The sequence below is a fragment of the Flavobacterium stagni genome (genome assembly GCF_004122105.1).
Classification (GTDB): domain Bacteria; phylum Bacteroidota; class Bacteroidia; order Flavobacteriales; family Flavobacteriaceae; genus Flavobacterium; species Flavobacterium stagni.
Genome location: NZ_SBKN01000002.1, coordinates 58,321 through 79,696 on the forward strand (window position 1 = coordinate 58,321; position 21,376 = coordinate 79,696).

Below are 21,376 nucleotides of genomic sequence, written 5' to 3' on the forward strand. Positions count from 1 at the left end.
CTATGAATCGAATTACCCAACTTTTTAACATCCAATATCCGATTATTCAAGGTGGAATGATCTGGAATTCGGGTTATAAACTCGCAAGCGCTGTAAGTAATGCCGGCGGATTAGGTCTCATCGGCGCAGGTTCAATGTATCCTGATGTCTTGCGCGAACATATTCAAAAATGCAAAAAAGCGACGGATAAACCTTTTGGTGTGAATGTTCCGATGTTGTACCCCAACATTGAAGAAATCATGAACATCATTGTGGAAGAAGGCGTGAAAATTGTCTTTACTTCGGCGGGTAATCCCAAAACGTGGACCGCGTTTTTAAAAGAACACGGTATTACAGTTGTCCATGTGGTGAGTAGTTCCAAATTTGCATTGAAAGCTCAAGAAGCAGGGGTGGACGCCATCGTTGCCGAAGGGTTTGAAGCAGGAGGCCACAACGGACGTGAGGAAACAACAACGCTCACCTTGATTCCGATGGTGCGCGAGCAAATTCATTTGCCCTTAATTGCCGCAGGTGGAATCGCAACCGGAAAAGGTATGCTAGCCGCCATGGTACTCGGCGCTGACGGGGTGCAAATGGGTAGTCGTTTTGTTGCTTCAGAAGAGAGTTCGGCTCATGCCAACTTTAAACAAACCGTCGTCAATACCCAAGAAGGCGATACACTTCTCACGTTGAAAGAATTAGCACCCGTTCGTTTGATCAAAAATAAATTCTTCCACGATTTACAAGCATTGTACGCGCAATGTCCGAGTGTAGATGATTTAAAAACCTTATTGGGTCGGGCTCGTGCCAAACGTGGTATGTTTGAAGGAGATTTAGAAGAAGGCGAATTGGAAATTGGACAAATCGCCGGATTAATACATGAGATCAAACCCGTAGCTCAAATAATAACCGATGTTGTTTCTGAATTTGAAACAGCCAAACAACAAGCAATACAATTATAAAATGAAAAAATACTTTTTTGGGATTATCGTTTTGTCCCAACTTGCATTCGCCCAAAAACGGCCCAAATTAGTAGTCGGAATCGTAGTTGACCAAATGCGCATGGAATACTTATACCGTTTCCAAAATGATTTTTCGGAGACGGGTTTTAAACGTATTATGAACAACGGATTTACGTTTCACAACGCGCATTATAACTACATGCCGACCTATACCGCGCCTGGTCATGCGAGTATTTACACAGGAACAACGCCTTCTGTGCATGGAATCGTAAGTAACGAGTGGTTCAGTCGCACCAAAGGAAAAGAAAAATATTGCACGGAAGATAGTTCGGTAACTGCGCTGGGTGAAGTGGCTGGTACCGAAGGGTTGATGTCTCCCAAGAATTTATTGGCCACAACAATAACCGATGAATTACGCATGGGAACCAATTTTAAAGGAAAAGTCATCGGCATGAGTATCAAAGACCGGGGTGCTATTTTACCTGCTGGACATTTTGCGAATTGGGCGTTTTGGTACAGTAAAACGGGAAGTTTTATTTCTAGTAATTATTATGGTGAAAAACTACCCGACTGGGTAACGGAATTCAATGCTAAAAAAGGTTATATGAATTACATCAATCAAGGGTGGAATTTGATGAAACCTTTGGCTACTTATAACGAAAGTGATCCCGATGATTCACCTTATGAAGGTAAATTATACGGCGTAGAAAAACCGGTATTCCCATATGATTTAAAAGCGATGGTGGCTAAAAACGATCCAGGTGTGTTGCGAGCAGTGCCCTTTGGAAACGATTATTTAGCCGATTTTGCCAAATTAGCTATCGCCAAAGAACAATTGGGTAAAGATGAAAATACGGATTTCTTAGCCGTCAGTTTTTCGTCTACAGATTATGTTGGCCATATTTTGGGTCCGCGCTCCATGGAATTGCAAGATACCTATTTACGTTTGGATAAAACATTATCCGATTTTCTTGCGTATTTGGATGTAACCGTAGGGAAAGATCAATACATGGTTTTTATCACCGCCGATCATGCGTGTTCGGAGAATGCTGCGTTTATGCACGACCATAAATACAACGTGACAAATTTGGATTACAAGGCCATAGAAGCCAGTTTGAAGAAGTTTTCTACCGACACGTTTGGTGCCGATTTAGTGTTGAATTACTCCAATTTCAATGTGTATTTGGATATGGCAAAAATCAAAGAAAAGCAATTGGATTACCCAAGTGTAGTGTCCCAATTAAAATCCTTTTTGTTGGAACAAGAGCATGTAAAAACCGTGTATACGCAGGAGGAAGTCGAGCATTTTTGTGCCGGTGATTATTACAAAGAAATGGTCGCACGCGGTTATGATGTTCATGAAAATGGGCAGTTGGTTGTCTTGGATAAACCCGGTTATATCGAGTACGGCAAAACAGGAACTTCCCACGGAACACCCTATGCCTACGATACCCACGCGCCATTGTTATTCTACGGTTGGGGCATCCGAAAAGGGGAGAGTCATGAAAAGCGGTTCATCACGCAAATAGCGCCAACCGTTTGTCAAAAAATTAACATTACCTTTCCCAACGGCTCGGAATGCGAAGTGCTGCCCGAACTGTTTCGCTAGTATTAAATTCCTGTTAAACGCATAGAAGCCCTTTCTCCAAAGGGCTTTTTTTTGTATTTTGTCTAAAAATAATAGCCTATGAAAGTATTGATTAAAACCTTATACAAAGAAAGCACCCGCATCAAAGAACTCGTTTTTGAACGCTACCTCAAAGACTTTGTCCTGATTTCCATTGGGATAACCATGGCAACCATCGGGTTAAAGCAATTTTTACTGCCCAATGATTTTCTCGATGGGGGAGCGATGGGATTGTCGTTATTGACAGAACGGGCAACGGGGGTCGACTTATCTTTATTAATTGTATTAATCAATTTGCCTTTTATTTTCATTGGCGCCAAACAAATCTCCTGGGAGTTTGCCTTCAAAAGTATGGGCGCTATTTTAGCCTTGTCATTGCTCGTCCATTTTGTCGATTTTAAAGTAATCACCAGCGATAAACTATTAATTTCTGTGTTTGGCGGATTTTTCTTGGGTGCCGGTATCGGGTTCACCATTCGGGGTGGCGCCGTCATTGACGGTACCGAGGTTTTGGCCATTTATGTGAGTAAAAAAACGAGTCTTACGGTGGGCGACTTTATCTCGGTTTTCAATATCGGTGTGTTTGCCTGCGCCGCGTTTTTGTTCAATGTAGAAACGGCCATGTACAGTATGTTGACCTATTTCTCCGCTTCCAAAACGGTGGATTTTATTATCAATGGTATCGAAGAATACATCGGAGTAACTATCGTTTCTCGTAACGCCGATGAAATCAAACAAGCAATTATTGATAAATTGCAACACGGTGTTACGGTTTATAATTCGGAAAGCGGCTATGGGAAACGCGGTATCGACCACAATGAAAATAAAGTTTTGTATTGTGTCGTGACCCGCTTGGAAGTCACCAAATTAGTTTTGGAAATTCAAAAAGTGGATGAAGGAGCTTTTATTGTCCAACACTCGATAAAAGATACCAAAGGCGGGATGATTAAAAAACGTCCGTTGCATTAAAAACGAAAGGCTGTCCGTTACGACAGCCTTTTTTATTAAATATCCAAAAGAATTTGATTTTGGAGTAAATCTTCAAACGTTTCCCGCTCCCGAATCAAGTGGCCTTGACCGTCTTTCCATAAAACTTCGGCTGGCTTAAATCGCGAGTTGTAGTTGGACGACATCGAGAAACAATACGCTCCAGCATTCTTAAAACACAACACATCGCCTTCGTTTATTTCGGCGATTCGACGGTTGTTGGCAAACGTATCCGTTTCACAAATGTAACCTACCACAGTATAAAATCGTTCCTTGCCTTTGGGATTGGAAATATTTTCAATCGTGTGGGACGACCCGTAAAACATGGGTCGAATCAAATGGTTAAATCCGGTATCGATACCCGCAAATACAGTCGAAGTGGTTTGTTTGACAACATTGACTTTGGCCAAGAAATACCCCGCTTCACTCACTAAGAATTTTCCCGGTTCAAAAGCCAAGGTCAACGGTTTTCCGTATTCTTTTTCGAAGGCCAAAAAGCGTTTGGTTAATTTTTTTCCTAATTCTTCAATGTTGGTTTCAATGTCGCCTTTTTTGTAGGGAACTTTAAAGCCCGAACCGAAATCCAGGAATTCTAAGTTGTTGAATTGTTTGGCGGTATCAAAAAGGATCTCAGCGGCATACAAAAACACTTCGATATCCAGAATATCCGATCCGGTATGCATGTGGATGCCGTTGATGGTCATGCCCGTATTTTCAACAATGCGCAAAATATGCGGCACTTGATAAATCGAAATTCCGAATTTACTATCGATATGACCCACGGAAATATTTTCGTTTCCTCCTGCCATGACATGCGGATTAATGCGAATACACACCGGCGTTTTGGGATGCTTGGTACCAAAATGTTCCAAGACCGATAAATTGTCAATATTGATTTGTACACCCAAAGCCGCCGCTTGTTCCAGTTCTTCAAACGAAACGCCATTGGGGGTGAAAATAATTTTATCCGGCGTGAAACCCGCATGGAGTCCGAGTTGCACTTCTTGAATCGAAACGGTGTCCAGTCCGGACCCCATCTTTCGGAACAGCTTCAAAATCGAAATGTTGGATAATGCCTTCATTGCATAGTTGATGCGTAACGATTCCACCTTGGAAAAGGCGTTGGTAAGGCGTTGGTATTGGTGTTCGATTTTGTGGGCATCATACACATACAGCGGACAGCCGTAGGTTTCAGCCAATGCGAGTAACTCAGTAGTTTGCATGCTGTTCAAAAAAATTAAATTTAAAATTATACGCTGCAAAGATACCGCATAGCGTGCAGGGAGTCAACCGTGTAGCCGATTTATAGGAATATTTTAACAAAGCAGGGGCGGGATTGGGAATACGGAATTTTTTTAGCCCCGATAGAGCCGATATCCTATTTTTTTGGCCTATTCGTCGGTTTTAAAGGGCCAAAAAAATAGATAAAGGCGAAAGCGGGAAATAGCTCCAAAAAACTTACTAAATTGATATACATTTCTTTTTTGTTTTGGTCGATTTACTTACATTTGTGGCACTTAATATCGGACCCGTTCCGAATACAACTAAACTTATTCTTTATTATGAACATACACGAATATCAAGGAAAAGAGATTCTCGCAAAATATGGCGTTCGCGTACAACGTGGTATTGTTGCCAATAATCCAGTGGAAGCGGTAGCAGCTGCCAAACAATTAACAGCCGATACCGGAACTTCTTGGTATGTGGTGAAAGCACAAATTCACGCTGGAGGCCGCGGAAAAGGCGGAGGTGTGAAATTGGCTAAAAACCTCGATCAAGTTACTGAGATTTCAGAACAAATCATCGGTATGATGTTGGTGACGCCACAAACACCACCAGAAGGAAAGAAAGTACACAAAGTATTGATTGCTGAAGATGTATACTATCCTGGGGAAAGCGAAGTTTCTGAATTCTACATGTCGGTATTGTTAAACCGCGCCAAAGGAAGAAACATGATTATGTATTCAACTGAAGGTGGGATGGATATTGAAGAAGTAGCTGAAAAAACACCGCATTTGATTTTCACCGAAGAAATCGATCCAAACATTGGATTGCAAGGTTTCCAAGCGCGTCGTATCGCCTTCAACTTAGGGTTGTCAGGGAACGCGTTCAAAGAAATGGTGAAATTCGTAGATTCATTATATACGGCTTACATCAACAGTGATGCGTCGTTGTTTGAAATTAATCCAGTTTTAAAAACATCCGATAACAAAATTTTAGCGGTTGACGCTAAAGTAAACATCGACGATAACGCGTTGTACCGTCAAGCAGCGATTGCTGAAATGCGTGACATCCGTGAGGAAAATCCGATCGAAGTGGAAGCGAAAGAAGCGGGATTAAACTACGTGGATTTGGACGGAACTGTAGGTTGTATGGTAAACGGTGCTGGATTGGCGATGGCTACTATGGACTTGATTAAGTACGCAGGTTTTGAGCCGGCTAACTTCTTGGACGTGGGGGGAACTGCCGATGCTAAACGTGTGGAGACGGCCTTCCGTATCATCTTGAAAGATCCAAACGTGAAAGCGATTTTAATCAATATTTTTGGGGGTATCGTACGTTGTGACCGTGTGGCGCAAGGTGTAGTTGATGCCTACAAAAATATGGGTGACGATATCAAAGTGCCAATCATTGTTCGTTTACAAGGAACCAATGCTGAGGTGGCTAAAGAATTAATCGACAACTCTGGAATGCCTATTTTATCGGCAGTACAATTCCAAGAAGCAGCAGATCAAGTTAAAGCGGCTTTGTCGTAACGATAAATTAACGAAAGTGACGAAAGTTCCGATGACGCAAGTTGTCGGGATTTTTTTTGGCATAAAAAAACGCCCAGCTTCAAACTGGGCGTTTTGTGTTTTATAGTTTGGGCGCTCCCCGAAGGGTCAGGCTATCCGTTGCAAGTCCGTTGCCTTCGTTCCTCCGGCATCCGGGCTTTCCACTGCTATCCTTAGCGCAATTAGTGCTGCTATTATAGTTTTGCTAACCAAAGGGAAGCATTCATGTGCAAACGCGAATGGGATACCAATTCGGTCCAACCCGGATACAATGTATCGCCCGGTGTTCCAGTGCCGTCATCCGCGGGCGAACTGTCGCAAATCGCAAATACACGTCCCGTACCAAATGTTGCGCTAGCACACATCACATTCGTTGTGCCTTGTGTTGAAGTCGAACGCCAGATTAATCCTTTCACTGTGGTGTTTGCCGTGGTGTTCAAACTTAGGGTCGAACCCGCAGAGAATTTTAAATTGGAAACCACACCTTGTGAACCATTCAAAATAGGATCGGTAGTCGCACTTAAGCGATTGGTTGTCGTTTCAGAAATGTTAACCGCATTAAATGTAAATCCGAACGGATTGGTTTTTACCGTATTGGTACTCATTAAATCGTTCCAAACTTTTACCGCATCGTAGCCATCGTTATTACGGTCGGCACCGTTATGGTTACCTATGATAAACAAACCGCCACCGTTTTGTACAAATCGTAAAATGGCCGTTTTTTCTGCAGCTGTAAATCGGATATTAGGCTCAGTAACCACATAAACATCATAATTTTTTAAATCTTGAACACCGGTTCCTCCATAAGTAATCGCTGTTCCCGAAGGTAAGGTTTCTACAGTATGCCCCAATTTTGCTAAGGCAACGCCCCATGAAGACAATCCGCCACGCCAATAACTTTCAGGCGTTGTCGCAGTAATGCCCGATTGTGCCGGAGTTGGAATACGTTGTGGATTAGTGGAATCAGCATCCAAAATCCAATCCGCATTACCCGCCGTTTCGGCTTTGGTCGCGTCAAATAAGAATTTTTTGGGTGTAGTAGCCAATGTCGTTGTTGAACCTGTGGTCACTTTTGCCGAAGTTGCGGCAGGTGTTGTTTCAGCCTCTTGCGTACAAGCTACATTAAGTAACCCGACTATGGCTAAGAAGGATAATGTGATTTTTCTCATTGTAATGAACTGTTTAGAGTGCTGTAAACATAAAAAAAAATCAGCATAAACCGCTGATTTTTAAATCCTATTCTGTGAAAATTATTCACAAATTGTTAATTTTTTTTGGATGTATTTAATCCGAGTAAAGTATAGAGCGGACAAAAACTCACCAAAGAAGTCAATGTAAATACACCCGCAAACACGAGGCCTATAGTTCCTAAAGTACCCGAAATTACTTCTCTACTGTAAAGTAAAACCAACGCAGCTGCAATGATTAGTCGAATCGCACGGTCTGCAAAACCCATATTTTTTTTCATCGTTTTTGTTTTTTTAAATTGTCATAGTAAAGGTAACCGTATAAAAAACAGGAAAACGTGACCTAGGTTACAAACCGTTGGGAAAGAAAGTGTTACTTTTCTTTCTTCTTGCCGTTTTTGTAGTTGACTTTCTCCACAATAACCGGTTTGGCATTGAATTTCTTGGCTGGTTTTTTGCCAAACGATTTGGGAGCAGTTCCTTTTGGCTTTTCGCTGACTTCTTTCTTGGGCGGTGTCTTTTTATGTGTGGCAATCACCTCCAGTGGATTCTTAGGCGCGTCTTTGGGTCCGCGCAAATGGATAATCAATCCGTTTAAGAAATTGCGTAGAATTTGGTCGCCACAATCCATATACTTCGGATGTTCCGTATCCCGGAAAAAGTTACCCAATTCGCCTTTTGAAATGCGGAAATCCACCAATTCCAAAATTTCTACAATTTGGTCATCGCGCAACTGTAAGGCTACTCGGAGTTTTTTAAAGATATCGTTGTTGTTCATCTTTTCAGTAATCAGTTTACAGTAATCAGTATTCAGTGTTCAGTATTCAGTGTTCAGTATTCAGTGTTCAGTATTCAGTATTCAGTGTTCAGTATTCAGTGTTCACTCATCAGTATACGAACGCTAGTCACTAAAATCTAAAATCTAAATTCTAAATTCAAAACAGCCAAAGGTACGCTTTTTCAAACTGTTCACTCCACATTTTCTCGTTATGTTGGCCGCCTTTGATAATCACGCTTTTGTTCATTTTTTTACACGAACAGCGTTGGGTATTGATCCAATATTCGGTGGCTTGCATATCCTTGACCATATCGTCATCGCCTTCTTGATCGCCGCACAACAAATAAATTCTCGCTTTGTACTCTTTTGTTGCTGTAAGGAGTTGGTTTAAGGGTTCGCGATTGATCCAAAAGGCAGGGGAGAAGCAACCCACTTTTCCAAAAACATCAGGATACTTTATCGAAGCGTAAAACGCCATTAATCCGCCCAGCGAACTTCCAAAAATCGCGGTGTTTTTGGCGTTGGTTTTTGTGCGGTAATGGCTATCGATATACGGTTTTAAGGTTTGTACCAAAAAGGCCAAATACGCATCGCCTTTGCCACCGCCGTATTTTGCATTGGGAAAGGGCGTCAATTCTTCCAGACGTTTTTCTCCGCCGTGTTCGATACCTACTACAATCACTTGGGCGTTCAAACGGTCCAATGTTTCGTCAATCTTCCATTCGCCAACATACGAAGTTTTGGCATCAAATAAATTTTGACCATCGGGCATGTAAATCACAGGATAGTATTGCTTCGATTGGACGTAATCTTTGGGAAGGTATAACCAAATTTTCTTGGTAGTTTGCAATTGTGGCGCTTCGAGGGTAAAGGTTTGAACTTGCGGAGAAGCCGTACTTTCTTGCCCAAAATGAGGGAGGGAAAAAACAAGGAGTAGGAAAACGACTATTTTTTGCACAGAATTCGAATTTAAGATTTTTTTATATTTTAGCTAAAAATACGGAAATCATGAACACCCAAGCCGAAAAAATCAGTTTATTGTCCGATATGATTGCCTTTGCCATTGTCGATGGTGAATTGCATGAACGCGAATATGCTTTTTTGACGATTATCGCCACGGAATTGGGGATTTCCAAAGAGGAACTGCGCCAACTTTTTCACGAAGAACACCGCAGTGAAATTATCAAATCCGAGTTTGAACGCGTGCAACAATTTTACCGTTTGGCCTTACTGATGCATTGCGACGGAATCTTACACGAACGCGAACAAATTAAAATTCGGGAAATCGGGATTAACATGGGACTCAATCCCCATGCGATTAAACGCGTATTGAAAGCCATGGAAGATTCGCCCACGCGCATGATTGATCCCAATTTCTTACTCGAAGTCTTTCAAGAGCAACACAACTGAAAATTAGTCAGTTAACATTTTCTTAAATCGGTCAAAATTTCTTTTTTTTCGTATCAAAAAATGTCAAAATGACTTTTTTTGGGTAGTGGTCTATTCTTTGTCTAGAGTGAATTATACTTTTAAAAATGTTTAATTAAAAAAGAAAAGATATGACACTTGTAAAAAGAAATGCCGTGAGTTTTCCATCCGTTTTTGATGAGTTTTTCAAACCCGATTGGATGGGAGGAATGCAAAATTTTGGGGCAAACGTTCCTGCCGTAAACATTAAAGAAACCGAAACTGCTTTTGGGATCGAATTGGCCGCTCCTGGAAAAAACAAATCCGATTTTAACATTGAAATTGATTTGAATGTATTGACGATTTCCTCAGAAACAAAAGCACAACGGGAAGAAAATCAAAATGAAGGACGCTACACCCGCAGAGAGTTTAGTTATTCCTCTTTTAAGCGTTCCTTCACCTTGCCGGATAGCGTGAATACCGAGGCCATTCAGGCTAATTATGAAAATGGGGTGTTGCACATTACCTTGCCCAAACGCGAGGAAGCTTTACCCAAACCCAAACGATTGATTGAGATCGGTTAATTATAGCGATACTAGCAATTAAGCATCCTTCGGGGTGCTTTTTTTTATTGATAGCCCAAACTTTCATCCAACGCCAAGCCACTTTTCATAAAATTACCCGTGCCACGCGCTACTTCACGTCCTTTGCTATCGTATAAAATAGCATCGCCAATAAATAAATTGCGCGATACAAATTGCACCGTCCCAATGGCTGTAATTATGCCGGTTTTCACCGGGCGTAAAATTTGGATATGAAATGAAGTTGTGTACACAAAACTATCGGTGATCTGGGAATTGACAGCAAAATAGGCGGCATCGTCTAGCATTTTAAAGTAGACCGAACCGTGGAGCGATTGGCCCGCATGAAAATAATCGGGTTGTACCGTAAGGGAAATTTCTGCCCGACCTTCGGATACCGTGAGTTGCACATCGGGATAAATTTTTTGATTGATGGGGCCCGAATGGTACATGTTTTCTAATTTGCGGTAATGGGTTTCGTTCATCTATTAGTCCGTTAATTCAACGCCTAAATTTAAGGAACGAGTGGGATATAATTTCCATTTTTCATCATAAAAACACCAAGAATCTTTAATGTCGGTTTCCTCTGAAAAATACAGTCCGGGTTCATAGAAAAAAGAAAGTGATGTGGCATTTTTATCTTGCGAGTACTTTTTATTGTCTTCAATTAATAAATGTTGTAGTCCCACATAAATACCTTCTTTAGGAAGTTCAATCGCATAGTCTACAAGATCTACCCGCGTTTCTTTTGTCCCTTTTTTTAAATTACAAACAATCGTTTCGGTGTTTAAAAGTTCGCCCGGTTCCCCTTTTTCATTTACGCTGTAAAAGATCAGCGCAATTTTACGGTTGTTCGAACTCGTTTGTGTATAAAAGGCAATCGATTTTAAAAATTTTTGTGTGGATTCCCCTTTAATAAATTTCACAACACTAACCGATCTTGCATCGTATTGAACAAATAAGGCTTGACCTTTTCGACTCGATTTCGATACAACCGTTGGATTCGTATTTTTAGGTTTACGAATAACAACTTCATCGAGAAGATACGGAATAGGTTGAAGTAGAATAGGATTTTGATTGGTTCGAAATACTTTTTCTTGATATCCAATAGCCGTAATTTTTAATGGTTTTTTGTCGGCAATGGACGCTTCAAAATTCCCCAAAGAGTCAGAATTTCGAATAATTTGTTTCTCATTCCAAATGTTGGCATAGCTTACCGGTTGACGGGTAATGGAATCTAAAATTTGGAATTTAGTTTGACCAAAACTAGAAAAGGCGAGTAGAAGGATACATAGATTTTTCATGAAACAAAAACGTTTCGATTTGAAAAATATTATACTTTGGCCAATTGGGTTTCTAACACTTTAATCGCATCCCGTAATTTCGCTGCTTGCATAAAATCCAATTCTTTAGCTGCTTTTTCCATTTCTTTTCGGGTGTCGCGAATGCGTTTTTCGATTTCCGATTTGGATAAATATTCCGTTTTGGGTTCGGCTGCTTTTTGAATGACTTCCTCGTAATTGTAAGTGCCGCCCAATTGATTTTTGGTCAACGGATTGCTTAGTTTTTTATTGAGTGCTTGTGGCGTGATGTTGTGTTTACTATTGTAATTCATTTGTTTTTCCCGACGGTAGTTGGTTTCATCGATGGTTTTTTGCATCGAATCGGTAATCTTGTCGGCATACATAATGGCTTTACCATTTACGTTACGTGCAGCCCGACCTACCGTTTGTGTAAGTGAACGGTGACTGCGCAAGAAGCCTTCTTTGTCGGCATCCAAGATGGCTACTAAGGAAACTTCGGGCAAGTCCAATCCCTCACGGAGTAAGTTCACCCCAATCAACACATCAAACAATCCTTTGCGCAAATCTTGCATAATTTCTACGCGTTCCAAAGTGTCGACATCACTGTGAATATAACGGCAACGAATGGATACTTTCGTCAAGTATTTCGTTAATTCTTCAGCCATGCGTTTGGTCAACGTAGTAACCAAGGTGCGTTCATCCAATTCGCATCGTTGTTGGATTTCTTCGATCAAGTCGTCAATTTGGTTGAGACTGGGACGAATTTCGATAATGGGATCCAGCAAACCTGTTGGGCGGATAATTTGCTCCACATAGACGCCTTCCGATTTTTGCAATTCATAATCGGCGGGTGTTGCCGACACATAAATGACTTGGTTTTGCAAGGATTCGAATTCCTCAAATTTCAGCGGACGGTTGTCCATGGCTGCGGGGAGACGAAAACCGTATTCGACCAAGTTTTCTTTACGGCTGCGGTCGCCACCGTACATGGCGTGGACTTGCGAAATGGTCACGTGACTTTCGTCGACGACCATTAAAAAGTCTTCTGGAAAATAATCGAGCAAACAGAACGGACGCGTTCCGGGTTGGCGGCGGTCCAGATAGCGCGAATAATTTTCAATACCGGAACAATAGCCGAGTTCGCGTATCATTTCCAAATCGAAATTGGTGCGTTCTTCCAAGCGTTTGGCTTCGAGGTGTTTCCCAATTTCTTTAAAATAATCGACCTGTTTGACCAAGTCTTGTTGGATATCCCAAATCGCGGATTGCAACACATCAGGAGAGGTCACAAACATATTCGCGGGATAGATATTCAGTTTGTCGTAGCGTTCAATGACTTTCGAACTTTGGACATCAAAACATTCAATTTCTTCGATCTCGTCTCCAAAGAAGTGGATGCGAAAGGGATCGTCGGCGTAGCTGGGGAAAATTTCTACCGTATCGCCTTTGATGCGGAAGGTTCCTGGCGTAAAGTCGGCTTCCGTGCGGGCATACAAACTTTGCACGAGGCGGTGCAGTAATTTGGTACGCGATATCGTTTGGTCGCGGTGAATGGAAATCACATTTTTTTGAAATTCGACCGGATTTCCGATACCGTATAAGCAAGAAACCGAGGCGACTACCAACACATCGCGCCGACCAGAAAGTAAGGCAGATGTTGTGCTCAAGCGCAGTTTCTCCAGTTCTTCGTTGATGGATAAATCCTTTTCAATATAAGTTCCTGTTACGGGAATATAGGCTTCGGGTTGGTAGTAGTCGTAATAGGAAACGAAATACTGCACCGAATTATTGGGGAAAAATTGCTTGAATTCCGAGTACAATTGCGCGGCCAAGGTTTTGTTGTGTGCTAAAACCAAAGTTGGACGCTGCACTTCTTGCACCACATTAGCGATGGTGAATGTTTTTCCCGAACCCGTCACTCCGAGTAAGGTTTGGTACTTTTCCTCGGCTTCAATACCGGCGGCTAATTTTTTAATTGCCTGGGGTTGGTCGCCTGTGGGTTGGTATTCGGAAATAACTTGGAATCTCATAGCCGTAGTCACTTAATTTTGATGGAAAGGAAGAACAAAAATAACGAATAATTCGCGTGAAAATGGGGGAATCAAGAAACGATTTTTGAAAAAGGTACTTGATTTTTAGCCTCGACTTGCCTACCGGCAGGCAGGTGGAAGCGGTATCCCCGTAACGCAGTGAAGGGATTTAGCGGACTGCGGGAAGGCAGGTGAAAAGGAATCGAAAGGGCTACTCCTTATTCAAAAAAGGACTTTTCGCCCGTTAGTCCATGGACTCCACTAACAGTAAATCGCCCGTTTCGTGGATAATGGTCACGATGCCGTCTTCGGCGACATGGTTGCTGCTTCCTGTGCGGTAACCCAACTGCAGGTTTTCCCGCTTTAAAGGATAAAATAAATTGGTAGTGCTAATGTTTTCAACAGTTCCAATGGGTAGTAATGACAGTATCGTGTTTTTTGGATACCATTTTTGGTAATTATGCGGAATGATGAAAGCTTTGGAATGATCATCCAAAACCACAATTTTGAGTCGGTCACGGTAATGAGCCAAAATCGTCAAATTGTGCAAGGTATGATCGATGCGGCGTCCCGTAGCCCAAATGACATTGACAGCTTTATGGCCGCGTGCAATCAAATAATCGAAGGCTTTTTCCAAATCCGTTTTGTCTTGATCGGGCACATGGATAATTTCTAGCGGGTATTGTTTTTTTTTGTACGAATTGGGGTCAAAGTCGCGGTCGAAGTCGCCCAACAACACATCGACTTTAATTCCGAGTTCGACCACGCGCTCCATCGCCGAATCGAGTACGATCACCAGCGGTTGCCATTCCAGCAATTGATTCATGAGTTCGATAGAACAAGCCGCACCGTTGGCGATGATTAAGGCTGGTTCTTGGTCGTCACGAACGATGTGGTGGGAAGACATGGAGGAAAATTATGAGTTATAAATTATGAATTATGAATTTGAGATTTGAGATTTGGAATTCGCTCAAAATTAAAAATTAAATTCAAATAACTTCTCAATATCTTGGTTATTCCACGGTGTAATCCACTTCATCAATTTCAGACAAATGGAAATAGCCTAGGGGATAATTGTTTTCGTCGGTTTGGTTGATGATGTTGCCGCGTAGAGTAGCGGGGGGTGTAGAAAACGGACTCCCGCCTTGGTTTCCGGCAATATTCAACAGTTTGTTCATGTAATTGTAATACCGTTCTGTGATGCCCATGAGTTTGAAATGTAGTTGCACATTGGCTTCCAGGTTTTCGTTGGTGTAGAATCCGAACATTTGGTTGCCTTGGAAAAACTCGTCGGAGATCACGCCGTATTCGGGAATGGCAAGCAATGAATTTTTGGCGCCAACCAAATAGAAATTGTCTTCGGCACCGTTGTCCTGGTAAAAGAATTTCACCTGAATTTCGTCTCCACCAAAACCTTGTACGGTGGTTTGTTGTACGTTGTCAATCGTAGGTGTTGCCAATAACGGCGCAGTGGCGCGATAGGTCATGCCGTTGTATTGCACAGTTAAGGTGTAATTTTCATTGATAACAGGTACGAAAGTCGAACATTTGTATTCACCTGAATTGGGTACTGTTTCCACAAACGGGAAAACGGTATTCGTTGAATTGGTGATGTAAACGGTAGCGCCTGACACTTTTGGGGTTTCGGAAGAGTAATAACCTGTTGTGGTGGAGAGTTTGATGGTTTGTTCGTTCCCAACTGTGCCTTTGTTCCAAAGAATATTGGCATCAATTACCAATTTAGGGGCAGCCGTTTCTAAGTCGACGTTGACCACATCTTCACAACTAATGAATATTAAAGCTAAAACGAAAAGTGAGATATATTTTTTCATGGAATTAAAATTTAAAGTTATAGGTTACCGAAGGCACAAGTCCGAAAATGGATAAGCGAACGGCTTCATTTTGTCCGCTATCTTGATTTTGACGGAAACTGATGCTGGCTGCATTTTTACGTCCGTACAAATTATAAATACTAAATACCCATTCACCCGACCATTTTTTACTGGTTTGTTTTGGTGTTAACGTGGCAGAAACGTCCAAGTGGTGGTACAATGGCAACGTGTTTTCATTGCGGGTTCCGTAGCTTGGAACGGTGATACCCAAATAGGTATATTGCCCGTTGGGATAGGTTACAGGCTGTCCTGTTTGCAGGACAAAGTTGGCACCAAAGCTCCATTTTTTGGAATATTTATAGGTAGAAGTAAGGGCTAGATTGTGACGTTTGTCATAGCCTGAGCGGTACCATTGACCGTTGTTGATGCCGGTTTCACCTTGTGCTCTTCCGGGAGTGCGTTGTTCAGATTTGGATAAAGTGTAAGCGATCCATCCGGTCCAGTTTCCGGTGTTTTTTCGGAAAAGCACTTCAAGACCGTACGAGCGCATTTCTCCATTGAGAATCACTTGTTCAATTGCTTCGTTCGCGATCAAGTCGGCACCATCAATATAATCCATGCGGTTTTTGACTTTTTTATAGAAGGTTTCCACTTCGAGGGAGTAGTTGTCGTCGTTTAAATTAGAAAAATAGCCCAAAGCAATTTGGTCGGCGATTTGGGGTTTGATGTATTGATCGCTGGGCGTCCAAACGTCTAGAGGTGTGGGCGATGCAGTATTGGAAACCAATTGCAGGTATTGAACCATACGGTTGTAACCAAGTTTGATCGAACTCTTCGATGTCAATTCATAGGACAAAGCCAAACGCGGTTCGAGGTTGTTATAGTCGGCCATGATTTTATTGGAGCCGTAATATTTAGTACCAATAGGTGTGGCTTTTTCATAAATTTTTAACTCGTTGTCAAAGGTCACCGGATTGTTGTTGGCATAAAGATTTAGTGTTGAGCTTCCCAAACGGTAGAACCAACTGTAACGGAAACCGTATTCAATATTCAAACGGTCGCCAATCTTTTGTTCGGCACTTAAATACAGGGCAGGTTCAAATGCAAATTTCTTTTCCAACTGGCGGTAATTGATTCCTGAATCACTGCGTGAGGGTTCGATAGTCCCCGGATTAAAGTCGTAATACATCCCATTCACCCCATAAAACAATTTGATTTTGTCGGTGAGGTAATGACGGAAATCGTATTTGAGGTTATAATTTTTAATTCCCGAGTCCCAATTGAATCCGACGAAATCCAAGTTTAACCCGTAGTAATAATCGCTATAGATAAGGGATAAATTGGAAAATAATTTATCGGAATACAAGTGGTTCCATCGCAAATTAAGGGTAGCATTTCCGTAGGTATTGGTAAAACTCTGGTTAATGTCAAATACATCGCGGCCAAAATAGCCCGATACAAAAACCGTATTGTTTTTATTGAATTTGTAATTGATTTTGGTGTTTAAATCATAGAAGTAGGCCGAATTGTCGTTGTTGGATAATTTTAAAAACAAATGGGCGTACGAACCGCGACCGGCCACCACAAATGAACCTTTTCCTTTTTGAATCGGACCCTCTGCCATCAAGCGGGAAGAGATGAGTCCGATTCCCCCATTCATGTGAAACCCTTTACTGTTTCCTTCTTTTTGGTAGATGTCTAAAACGGAGGAAACGCGACCTCCAAAGCGGGAGGGAATTCCGCCTTTGTACAATTTCAAATCTTTAATGGCATCGGGATTAAATACAGAGAAAAAGCCAAAAAGGTGAGAGGAATTGTAGATGGTAGCTTCATCGAGGAGAATTAAATTTTGGTCGGCGCCACCACCGCGCACGTTGAATCCTGATTGCCCTTCACCCGCATTGGTTACACCAGGTAGGAATAAAAGCGATTTAATGATGTCGACTTCACCCAAAACAACAGGCATTTGTTTGATGGTTGCGGTTGTGAGTTTGTTGACACTAATTTCGGGTTTGCGAATATTGCTTTTAGTGTCATTGGAAGTGACTACTACTTCTTCTAACAGTTCGCCCTTTTCTTTTAATTGAATATTCAATTTTTGATTTTGCGTCAAATCAATCTTTTGCACTTGTGTTTCATAGCCGAGGTAACTGAATTCGATGTCATAAGTTGCCGCTGGAAGTGTGAGCGAATAAAATCCGTATTCGTTGGTTACGGCAAATGATTTGGTTCCTTTGACAAGGATATTGACACCAATTAAAGTTTCATTGTTTTTCTCATCGGTAAGGGTTCCGCTCAAAGTAAATTTTTCTTGCGCATGGATTCCATAGGTGAAAAGGCAAAAAATGAAGGCGAATCGTAAATATTTAGGCATGGTCTTTGTGAAATTTTTTGCAAATTTGACGAATCTAGTGACAGGTTGTTACAAGACGAATGTTAACATAGGGTTAAACTCGTAAGGTGCAACTGATTTACTTCTAAATTTACTCAAAATTCTCGCATGAAAAGCCGCTTATTGCTTATTGCATTTCTAATCACTTTTTCCGGATGGTCCCAGTTGGAATCCCGTCGGAAGAAGATTCAGATTAAAGCGGTTCCCGATAAATTAGCCAAAAAGAAAGCTGACGTGGCTACCACGCCAACGGTTGTACCAGCTTTTAAATTGAATACTCCCAAAGCGAAGACTTCGGATGATATTATCTTTCAAAGTATGCCACAGATTCCAAAAATTGGTGACATACCCGATAAACAATACGAAGCACCTCGAAATCCGTCTGAGCTCTATACAGACCGTTTTAACAATCAATTAAAAGAAGAAGGGGTTAGCCCGGAACTATTCAACCGCGACATGGATTTGGGAAAAGCGATTGTGTTTACCAAAACGATTGAATTAGCGAACCGCGATTATGGTTTGATTGATGGCGATAATATTCGGGTGTGGTTGAATGGAATTTTAGTGAATCCATCCATCATTCTTAGAGATGATTTTCAAAAATTCACCGTGGAATTGAATCCAGGGATGAATATTATTGAAATTGAGGCGTTGAATTATGGCGAACTCTCCCCGAATACGGGTCAGTATAATTTCTATGATGCTAATGGAACCTTATTTTCAATGAAATATTGGAACTTAGGAATCGGGTATAAGGCTCGATTGCAAGTTGAATATGTAGAAAAAATGGATCAGTCGAATGCTACTCCAAAAAAATAAAAAGGCAGTTAACTACTAACTGCCTTTTTTTATGAAATTTAAAATGAAATTTAAGCTAGTTTAGCATCCAAGTTCACTTTCAACGTTTGCAAGAAATCTTCAGTTGTTAAGTAATCCGCATCCGTAAGCCCTTCAGGTTTTACCAACATCGCCAAGTCTTTTGTCATTTTACCGCTTTCAACCGTTTCGATACATACGGCTTCCAAAGCATGACAGAAGTTGATTAATTCTTGGTTGTTGTCTAATTTACCACGGTGCTCCAAACCACGTGTCCATGCAAAAATCGATGCGATAGGGTTGGTCGAAGTTTTTCTGCCTTGTTGGTGTTGTCTGTAGTGACGTGTAACTGTTCCGTGAGCCGCTTCTGCTTCTACAGTTTTTCCGTCAGGAGTAACCAAAACCGAAGTCATCAATCCTAACGAACCGAATCCTTGTGCAACCGTATCCGATTGAACGTCGCCGTCGTAGTTTTTACAAGCCCAAACGAAGCCTCCGTTCCATTTCATTGCTGAAGCCACCATGTCATCAATTAAGCGGTGTTCGTAAACAATACCTAATGCTTCAAATTGTGCTTTGTAATGTTGTTGGTAAACTTCTTCGAAAATATCTTTGAAACGTCCATCATACGCTTTCAAAATGGTGTTTTTAGTAGAAAGGTATAGTGGCCATTTTTTAGTCAACGCCATTTGGAAAGAAGAGTGGGCAAAACCGTAGATCGATTCATCGGTATTGTACATACACATCGCCACTCCGTCATTTTTAAAGTTGAAAACTTCCCAAGAAGTTGTTTCACCGTTTTCATCTGTAAAGGACATGGTTAATTTCCCTTTTCCTTTGATAACTTTATCGGTAGCTTTGTATTGATCCCCAAAGGCGTGACGTCCAATTACAATAGGTTGGGTCCAACCTTGAACATAACGCGGTACGTTACTCATGATAATTGGTTCGCGGAAAACTGTTCCTCCCACGATATTACGAATCGTACCGTTGGGTGATTTCCACATTTCTTTTAACTTGAATTCTTCCACACGTGCTTCATCTGGAGTGATGGTTGCACATTTAATACCAACATTGTATTGTTTGATGGCTTCTGCCGCATCAATAGTTACTTGGTCATTGGTCGCATCTCGGTGTTCGATGCCTAAATCATAATATTTGATGTCAAGATCAAGGTAAGGTAAAATCAGTTGTTCTTTAATAAAACTCCAGATAATTCGTGTCATTTCATCGCCATCCAATTCGACAACTGGATTAGCCACTTTAATTTTTGCCATATTAAAAGTTTTAGTTTGCGTAATTAAACAAAATCCCACAAATATAAGAAGATACGCCCGAAGGAGCATGAATTTTGCTAGCGAAATCGATTGAATTACGAATTTGTGATTTAAAGGTTTGAAAAATAGAAAATTGATAATTTGAGGGGTAATTTTTTTTCAAAAAAAAAGTCCCGATGAAAAAATCGGGACCCTTTTATAGCTTCAGAATGAAGATTATCTTCTTCTTTCTTTGATTTTAGCTTTTTTACCTGTAAGCTCACGGAAGTAGAAGATACGTGCTCTACGAACTTTACCTCTTTGGTTTACTTCAATTTTTTGTAAAGCAGGCATGTTTAAAGGGAAGATACGCTCAACACCTACAGCACCTGACATTTTACGGATAGTAAAAGTTTCAGTAACACCAGCACCTTTGCGTTGGATTACTACACCTTTAAAGAACTGTGTTCTTGTTTTTTCACCCTCTTTAATTTCGTAGTACACAGTGATGGTATCACCTGCTCCGAACTCAGGGAAATCTTTTTTTGCAACGAATTCGTCTTGAACGAATTTTAATAAATCTGCCATTGTAAAAACGTTTTATGGTTTAGTCAGAGCAACATTCACGATTCTCGTCAGAGGTTGGTCCAATGCGGGTGCAAATGTAATTAATTATTTTAAATTAAAAACGGGGGATTATAATTTTTTTGGGTACTTGTGTATTTTTTTGTTCCAAGTGCTAATTACTTAGCGATCAAGTAAATCGGGTCGGCGGTTTTTGGTATGTTCGAACGCTTTTTCCTCCCGCCATTCATCAATTTTTGCCGCATGGCCACTTAATAAAACCTCTGGAACTTTCCAGCCGTTGTAGTCGGCAGGTCTTGTATAAATGGGAGGGGAGAGTAAATTGTCTTGAAAACTGTCGGTCAATGCAGAAGTTTCATCACTCAAAACGCCAGGAATTAAACGAATCAAAGCATCCGAGAGAATGATGGCTCCCAATTCGCCCCCCGACAACACATAATCGCCAATGGAAATTTCTTTGGTGATAAAATGGTCGCGTACCCTTTGATCGACTCCTTTATAATGCCCACAAAGAATGATGATGTTCTCATACAACGACATTGCATTGGCCATGCCTTGGTTTAACGTTTCACCGTCGGGCGTCATGTAAATGATTTCGTCGTAGTTGCGCTCACTTTTTAATTGACTAATGCATTTGTCGATGGGTTCGATCATCATCACCATTCCGGCCCCGCCTCCATACGGATAATCGTCCACACTTTTGTATTTATTGGTGGTATAATCGCGAAGGTTGTGAAAATGTACTTCAACTAAACCTTTGTCAATAGCGCGTTTCATGATAGACGCTTCAAACGGACTGCGAAGTAATTCGGGTAAAACGGTAACGATATCAATGCGCATAACTCAATTTTGGGACAAAGGTACACAACCTGAACGTGA

Annotated in this window: 21 protein-coding genes; 7 read left to right on the top strand and 14 right to left on the bottom strand. The window is 41.3% G+C overall.

What is annotated here, in order from left to right:
* Positions 1 to 2: 2 nt before the first annotated feature.
* The 3 genes from EQG61_RS04650 to EQG61_RS04660 all read left to right on the top strand — a co-directional run bounded on the left by EQG61_RS04650 (position 3) and on the right by EQG61_RS04660 (position 3,537).
* Positions 3 to 941, top strand: a complete 939-nt coding sequence (locus EQG61_RS04650; protein ID WP_129460746.1) for an NAD(P)H-dependent flavin oxidoreductase — start codon at positions 3 to 5, stop codon at positions 939 to 941.
* Position 942: 1 nt separating this feature from the next.
* On the top strand, positions 943 to 2,550 hold the full coding sequence (gene pafA / locus EQG61_RS04655) for an alkaline phosphatase PafA (protein WP_129460747.1): 1,608 nt from the start codon (positions 943 to 945) through the stop codon (positions 2,548 to 2,550).
* Between the two features lie 78 nt (positions 2,551 to 2,628).
* Positions 2,629 to 3,537 (top strand): YitT family protein, encoded by a 909-nt coding sequence (locus tag EQG61_RS04660; RefSeq protein ID WP_129460748.1) that lies wholly within the window; start codon positions 2,629 to 2,631, stop codon positions 3,535 to 3,537.
* A 35-nt stretch (positions 3,538 to 3,572) separates the two neighbouring features.
* Here EQG61_RS04660 and lysA read toward each other — a convergent pair whose 3' ends face one another.
* Positions 3,573 to 4,778 (bottom strand): diaminopimelate decarboxylase, encoded by a 1,206-nt coding sequence (gene lysA, locus EQG61_RS04665; protein ID WP_129461016.1) that lies wholly within the window; start codon positions 4,776 to 4,778, stop codon positions 3,573 to 3,575.
* A 339-nt stretch (positions 4,779 to 5,117) separates the two neighbouring features.
* Here lysA and sucC point away from each other — a divergent pair, with 339 nt between their 5' ends.
* Positions 5,118 to 6,311, top strand: a complete 1,194-nt coding sequence (sucC, locus tag EQG61_RS04670) for an ADP-forming succinate--CoA ligase subunit beta (RefSeq protein ID WP_129460749.1) — start codon at positions 5,118 to 5,120, stop codon at positions 6,309 to 6,311.
* 212 nt (positions 6,312 to 6,523) lie between these two features.
* On the opposite strand, the gene EQG61_RS04675 is transcribed toward sucC, so the two are convergent.
* The 4 genes from EQG61_RS04675 to EQG61_RS04690 form a co-directional block, all read right to left on the bottom strand.
* A complete protein-coding gene (locus EQG61_RS04675; protein ID WP_129460750.1) occupies positions 6,524 to 7,498 on the bottom strand; it encodes a hydrolase in 975 nt (324 codons plus the stop codon).
* A 95-nt stretch (positions 7,499 to 7,593) separates the two neighbouring features.
* The gene (locus EQG61_RS04680; RefSeq protein ID WP_129460751.1) at positions 7,594 to 7,797 is read right to left on the bottom strand and encodes a YgaP family membrane protein; all 204 of its coding nucleotides are present in this window, start codon (positions 7,795 to 7,797) and stop codon (positions 7,594 to 7,596) included.
* Positions 7,798 to 7,889: 92 nt separating this feature from the next.
* A complete protein-coding gene (locus EQG61_RS04685; RefSeq protein WP_129460752.1) occupies positions 7,890 to 8,294 on the bottom strand; it encodes a DUF1456 family protein in 405 nt (134 codons plus the stop codon).
* Positions 8,295 to 8,451: 157 nt separating this feature from the next.
* Positions 8,452 to 9,252: an alpha/beta hydrolase gene (locus EQG61_RS04690; protein ID WP_129460753.1), complete on the bottom strand. Its 801-nt coding sequence runs from the start codon at positions 9,250 to 9,252 to the stop codon at positions 8,452 to 8,454.
* Positions 9,253 to 9,302: 50 nt separating this feature from the next.
* Here EQG61_RS04690 and EQG61_RS04695 point away from each other — a divergent pair, with 50 nt between their 5' ends.
* Both EQG61_RS04695 and EQG61_RS04700 read left to right on the top strand, forming a co-directional pair.
* Positions 9,303 to 9,704, top strand: coding sequence for a TerB family tellurite resistance protein (locus EQG61_RS04695; protein WP_129460754.1), 402 nt, complete (start codon positions 9,303 to 9,305; stop codon positions 9,702 to 9,704).
* A 149-nt stretch (positions 9,705 to 9,853) separates the two neighbouring features.
* Positions 9,854 to 10,285 (top strand): Hsp20/alpha crystallin family protein, encoded by a 432-nt coding sequence (locus tag EQG61_RS04700; protein ID WP_129460755.1) that lies wholly within the window; start codon positions 9,854 to 9,856, stop codon positions 10,283 to 10,285.
* Between the two features lie 44 nt (positions 10,286 to 10,329).
* On the opposite strand, the gene EQG61_RS04705 is transcribed toward EQG61_RS04700, so the two are convergent.
* From EQG61_RS04705 to EQG61_RS04730, 6 genes are all read right to left on the bottom strand, one after another.
* Positions 10,330 to 10,767, bottom strand: a complete 438-nt coding sequence (locus EQG61_RS04705; RefSeq protein ID WP_129460756.1) for a PaaI family thioesterase — start codon at positions 10,765 to 10,767, stop codon at positions 10,330 to 10,332.
* Between the two features lie 3 nt (positions 10,768 to 10,770).
* Entirely contained in the window at positions 10,771 to 11,586 is an 816-nt protein-coding gene (locus EQG61_RS04710) for a peptidase associated/transthyretin-like domain-containing protein (RefSeq protein ID WP_129460757.1), read from the bottom strand.
* A gap of 29 nt (positions 11,587 to 11,615) precedes the next feature.
* Positions 11,616 to 13,616, bottom strand: coding sequence for an excinuclease ABC subunit UvrB (gene uvrB / locus EQG61_RS04715; protein ID WP_129460758.1), 2,001 nt, complete (start codon positions 13,614 to 13,616; stop codon positions 11,616 to 11,618).
* 244 nt (positions 13,617 to 13,860) lie between these two features.
* On the bottom strand, positions 13,861 to 14,523 hold the full coding sequence (locus EQG61_RS04720; protein ID WP_129460759.1) for a thiamine diphosphokinase: 663 nt from the start codon (positions 14,521 to 14,523) through the stop codon (positions 13,861 to 13,863).
* Between the two features lie 106 nt (positions 14,524 to 14,629).
* On the bottom strand, positions 14,630 to 15,448 hold the full coding sequence (locus EQG61_RS04725) for a DUF4249 domain-containing protein (protein WP_129460760.1): 819 nt from the start codon (positions 15,446 to 15,448) through the stop codon (positions 14,630 to 14,632).
* A 4-nt stretch (positions 15,449 to 15,452) separates the two neighbouring features.
* Entirely contained in the window at positions 15,453 to 17,822 is a 2,370-nt protein-coding gene (locus EQG61_RS04730; protein WP_129460761.1) for a TonB-dependent receptor, read from the bottom strand.
* A 126-nt stretch (positions 17,823 to 17,948) separates the two neighbouring features.
* Here EQG61_RS04730 and EQG61_RS04735 point away from each other — a divergent pair, with 126 nt between their 5' ends.
* Positions 17,949 to 18,659, top strand: coding sequence for a hypothetical protein (locus tag EQG61_RS04735; RefSeq protein ID WP_129460762.1), 711 nt, complete (start codon positions 17,949 to 17,951; stop codon positions 18,657 to 18,659).
* 50 nt (positions 18,660 to 18,709) lie between these two features.
* Here the strand turns inward: EQG61_RS04735 and EQG61_RS04740 are convergent, their stop codons facing one another.
* From EQG61_RS04740 to trmD, 3 genes are all read right to left on the bottom strand, one after another.
* Positions 18,710 to 19,933: an NADP-dependent isocitrate dehydrogenase gene (locus tag EQG61_RS04740; RefSeq protein WP_129460763.1), complete on the bottom strand. Its 1,224-nt coding sequence runs from the start codon at positions 19,931 to 19,933 to the stop codon at positions 18,710 to 18,712.
* A 216-nt stretch (positions 19,934 to 20,149) separates the two neighbouring features.
* A complete protein-coding gene (gene rplS / locus EQG61_RS04745) occupies positions 20,150 to 20,500 on the bottom strand; it encodes a 50S ribosomal protein L19 (protein ID WP_129460764.1) in 351 nt (116 codons plus the stop codon).
* Positions 20,501 to 20,659: 159 nt separating this feature from the next.
* Positions 20,660 to 21,337, bottom strand: a complete 678-nt coding sequence (gene trmD / locus EQG61_RS04750) for a tRNA (guanosine(37)-N1)-methyltransferase TrmD (RefSeq protein ID WP_129460765.1) — start codon at positions 21,335 to 21,337, stop codon at positions 20,660 to 20,662.
* Between the last annotated feature and the right edge of the window lie 39 nt (positions 21,338 to 21,376).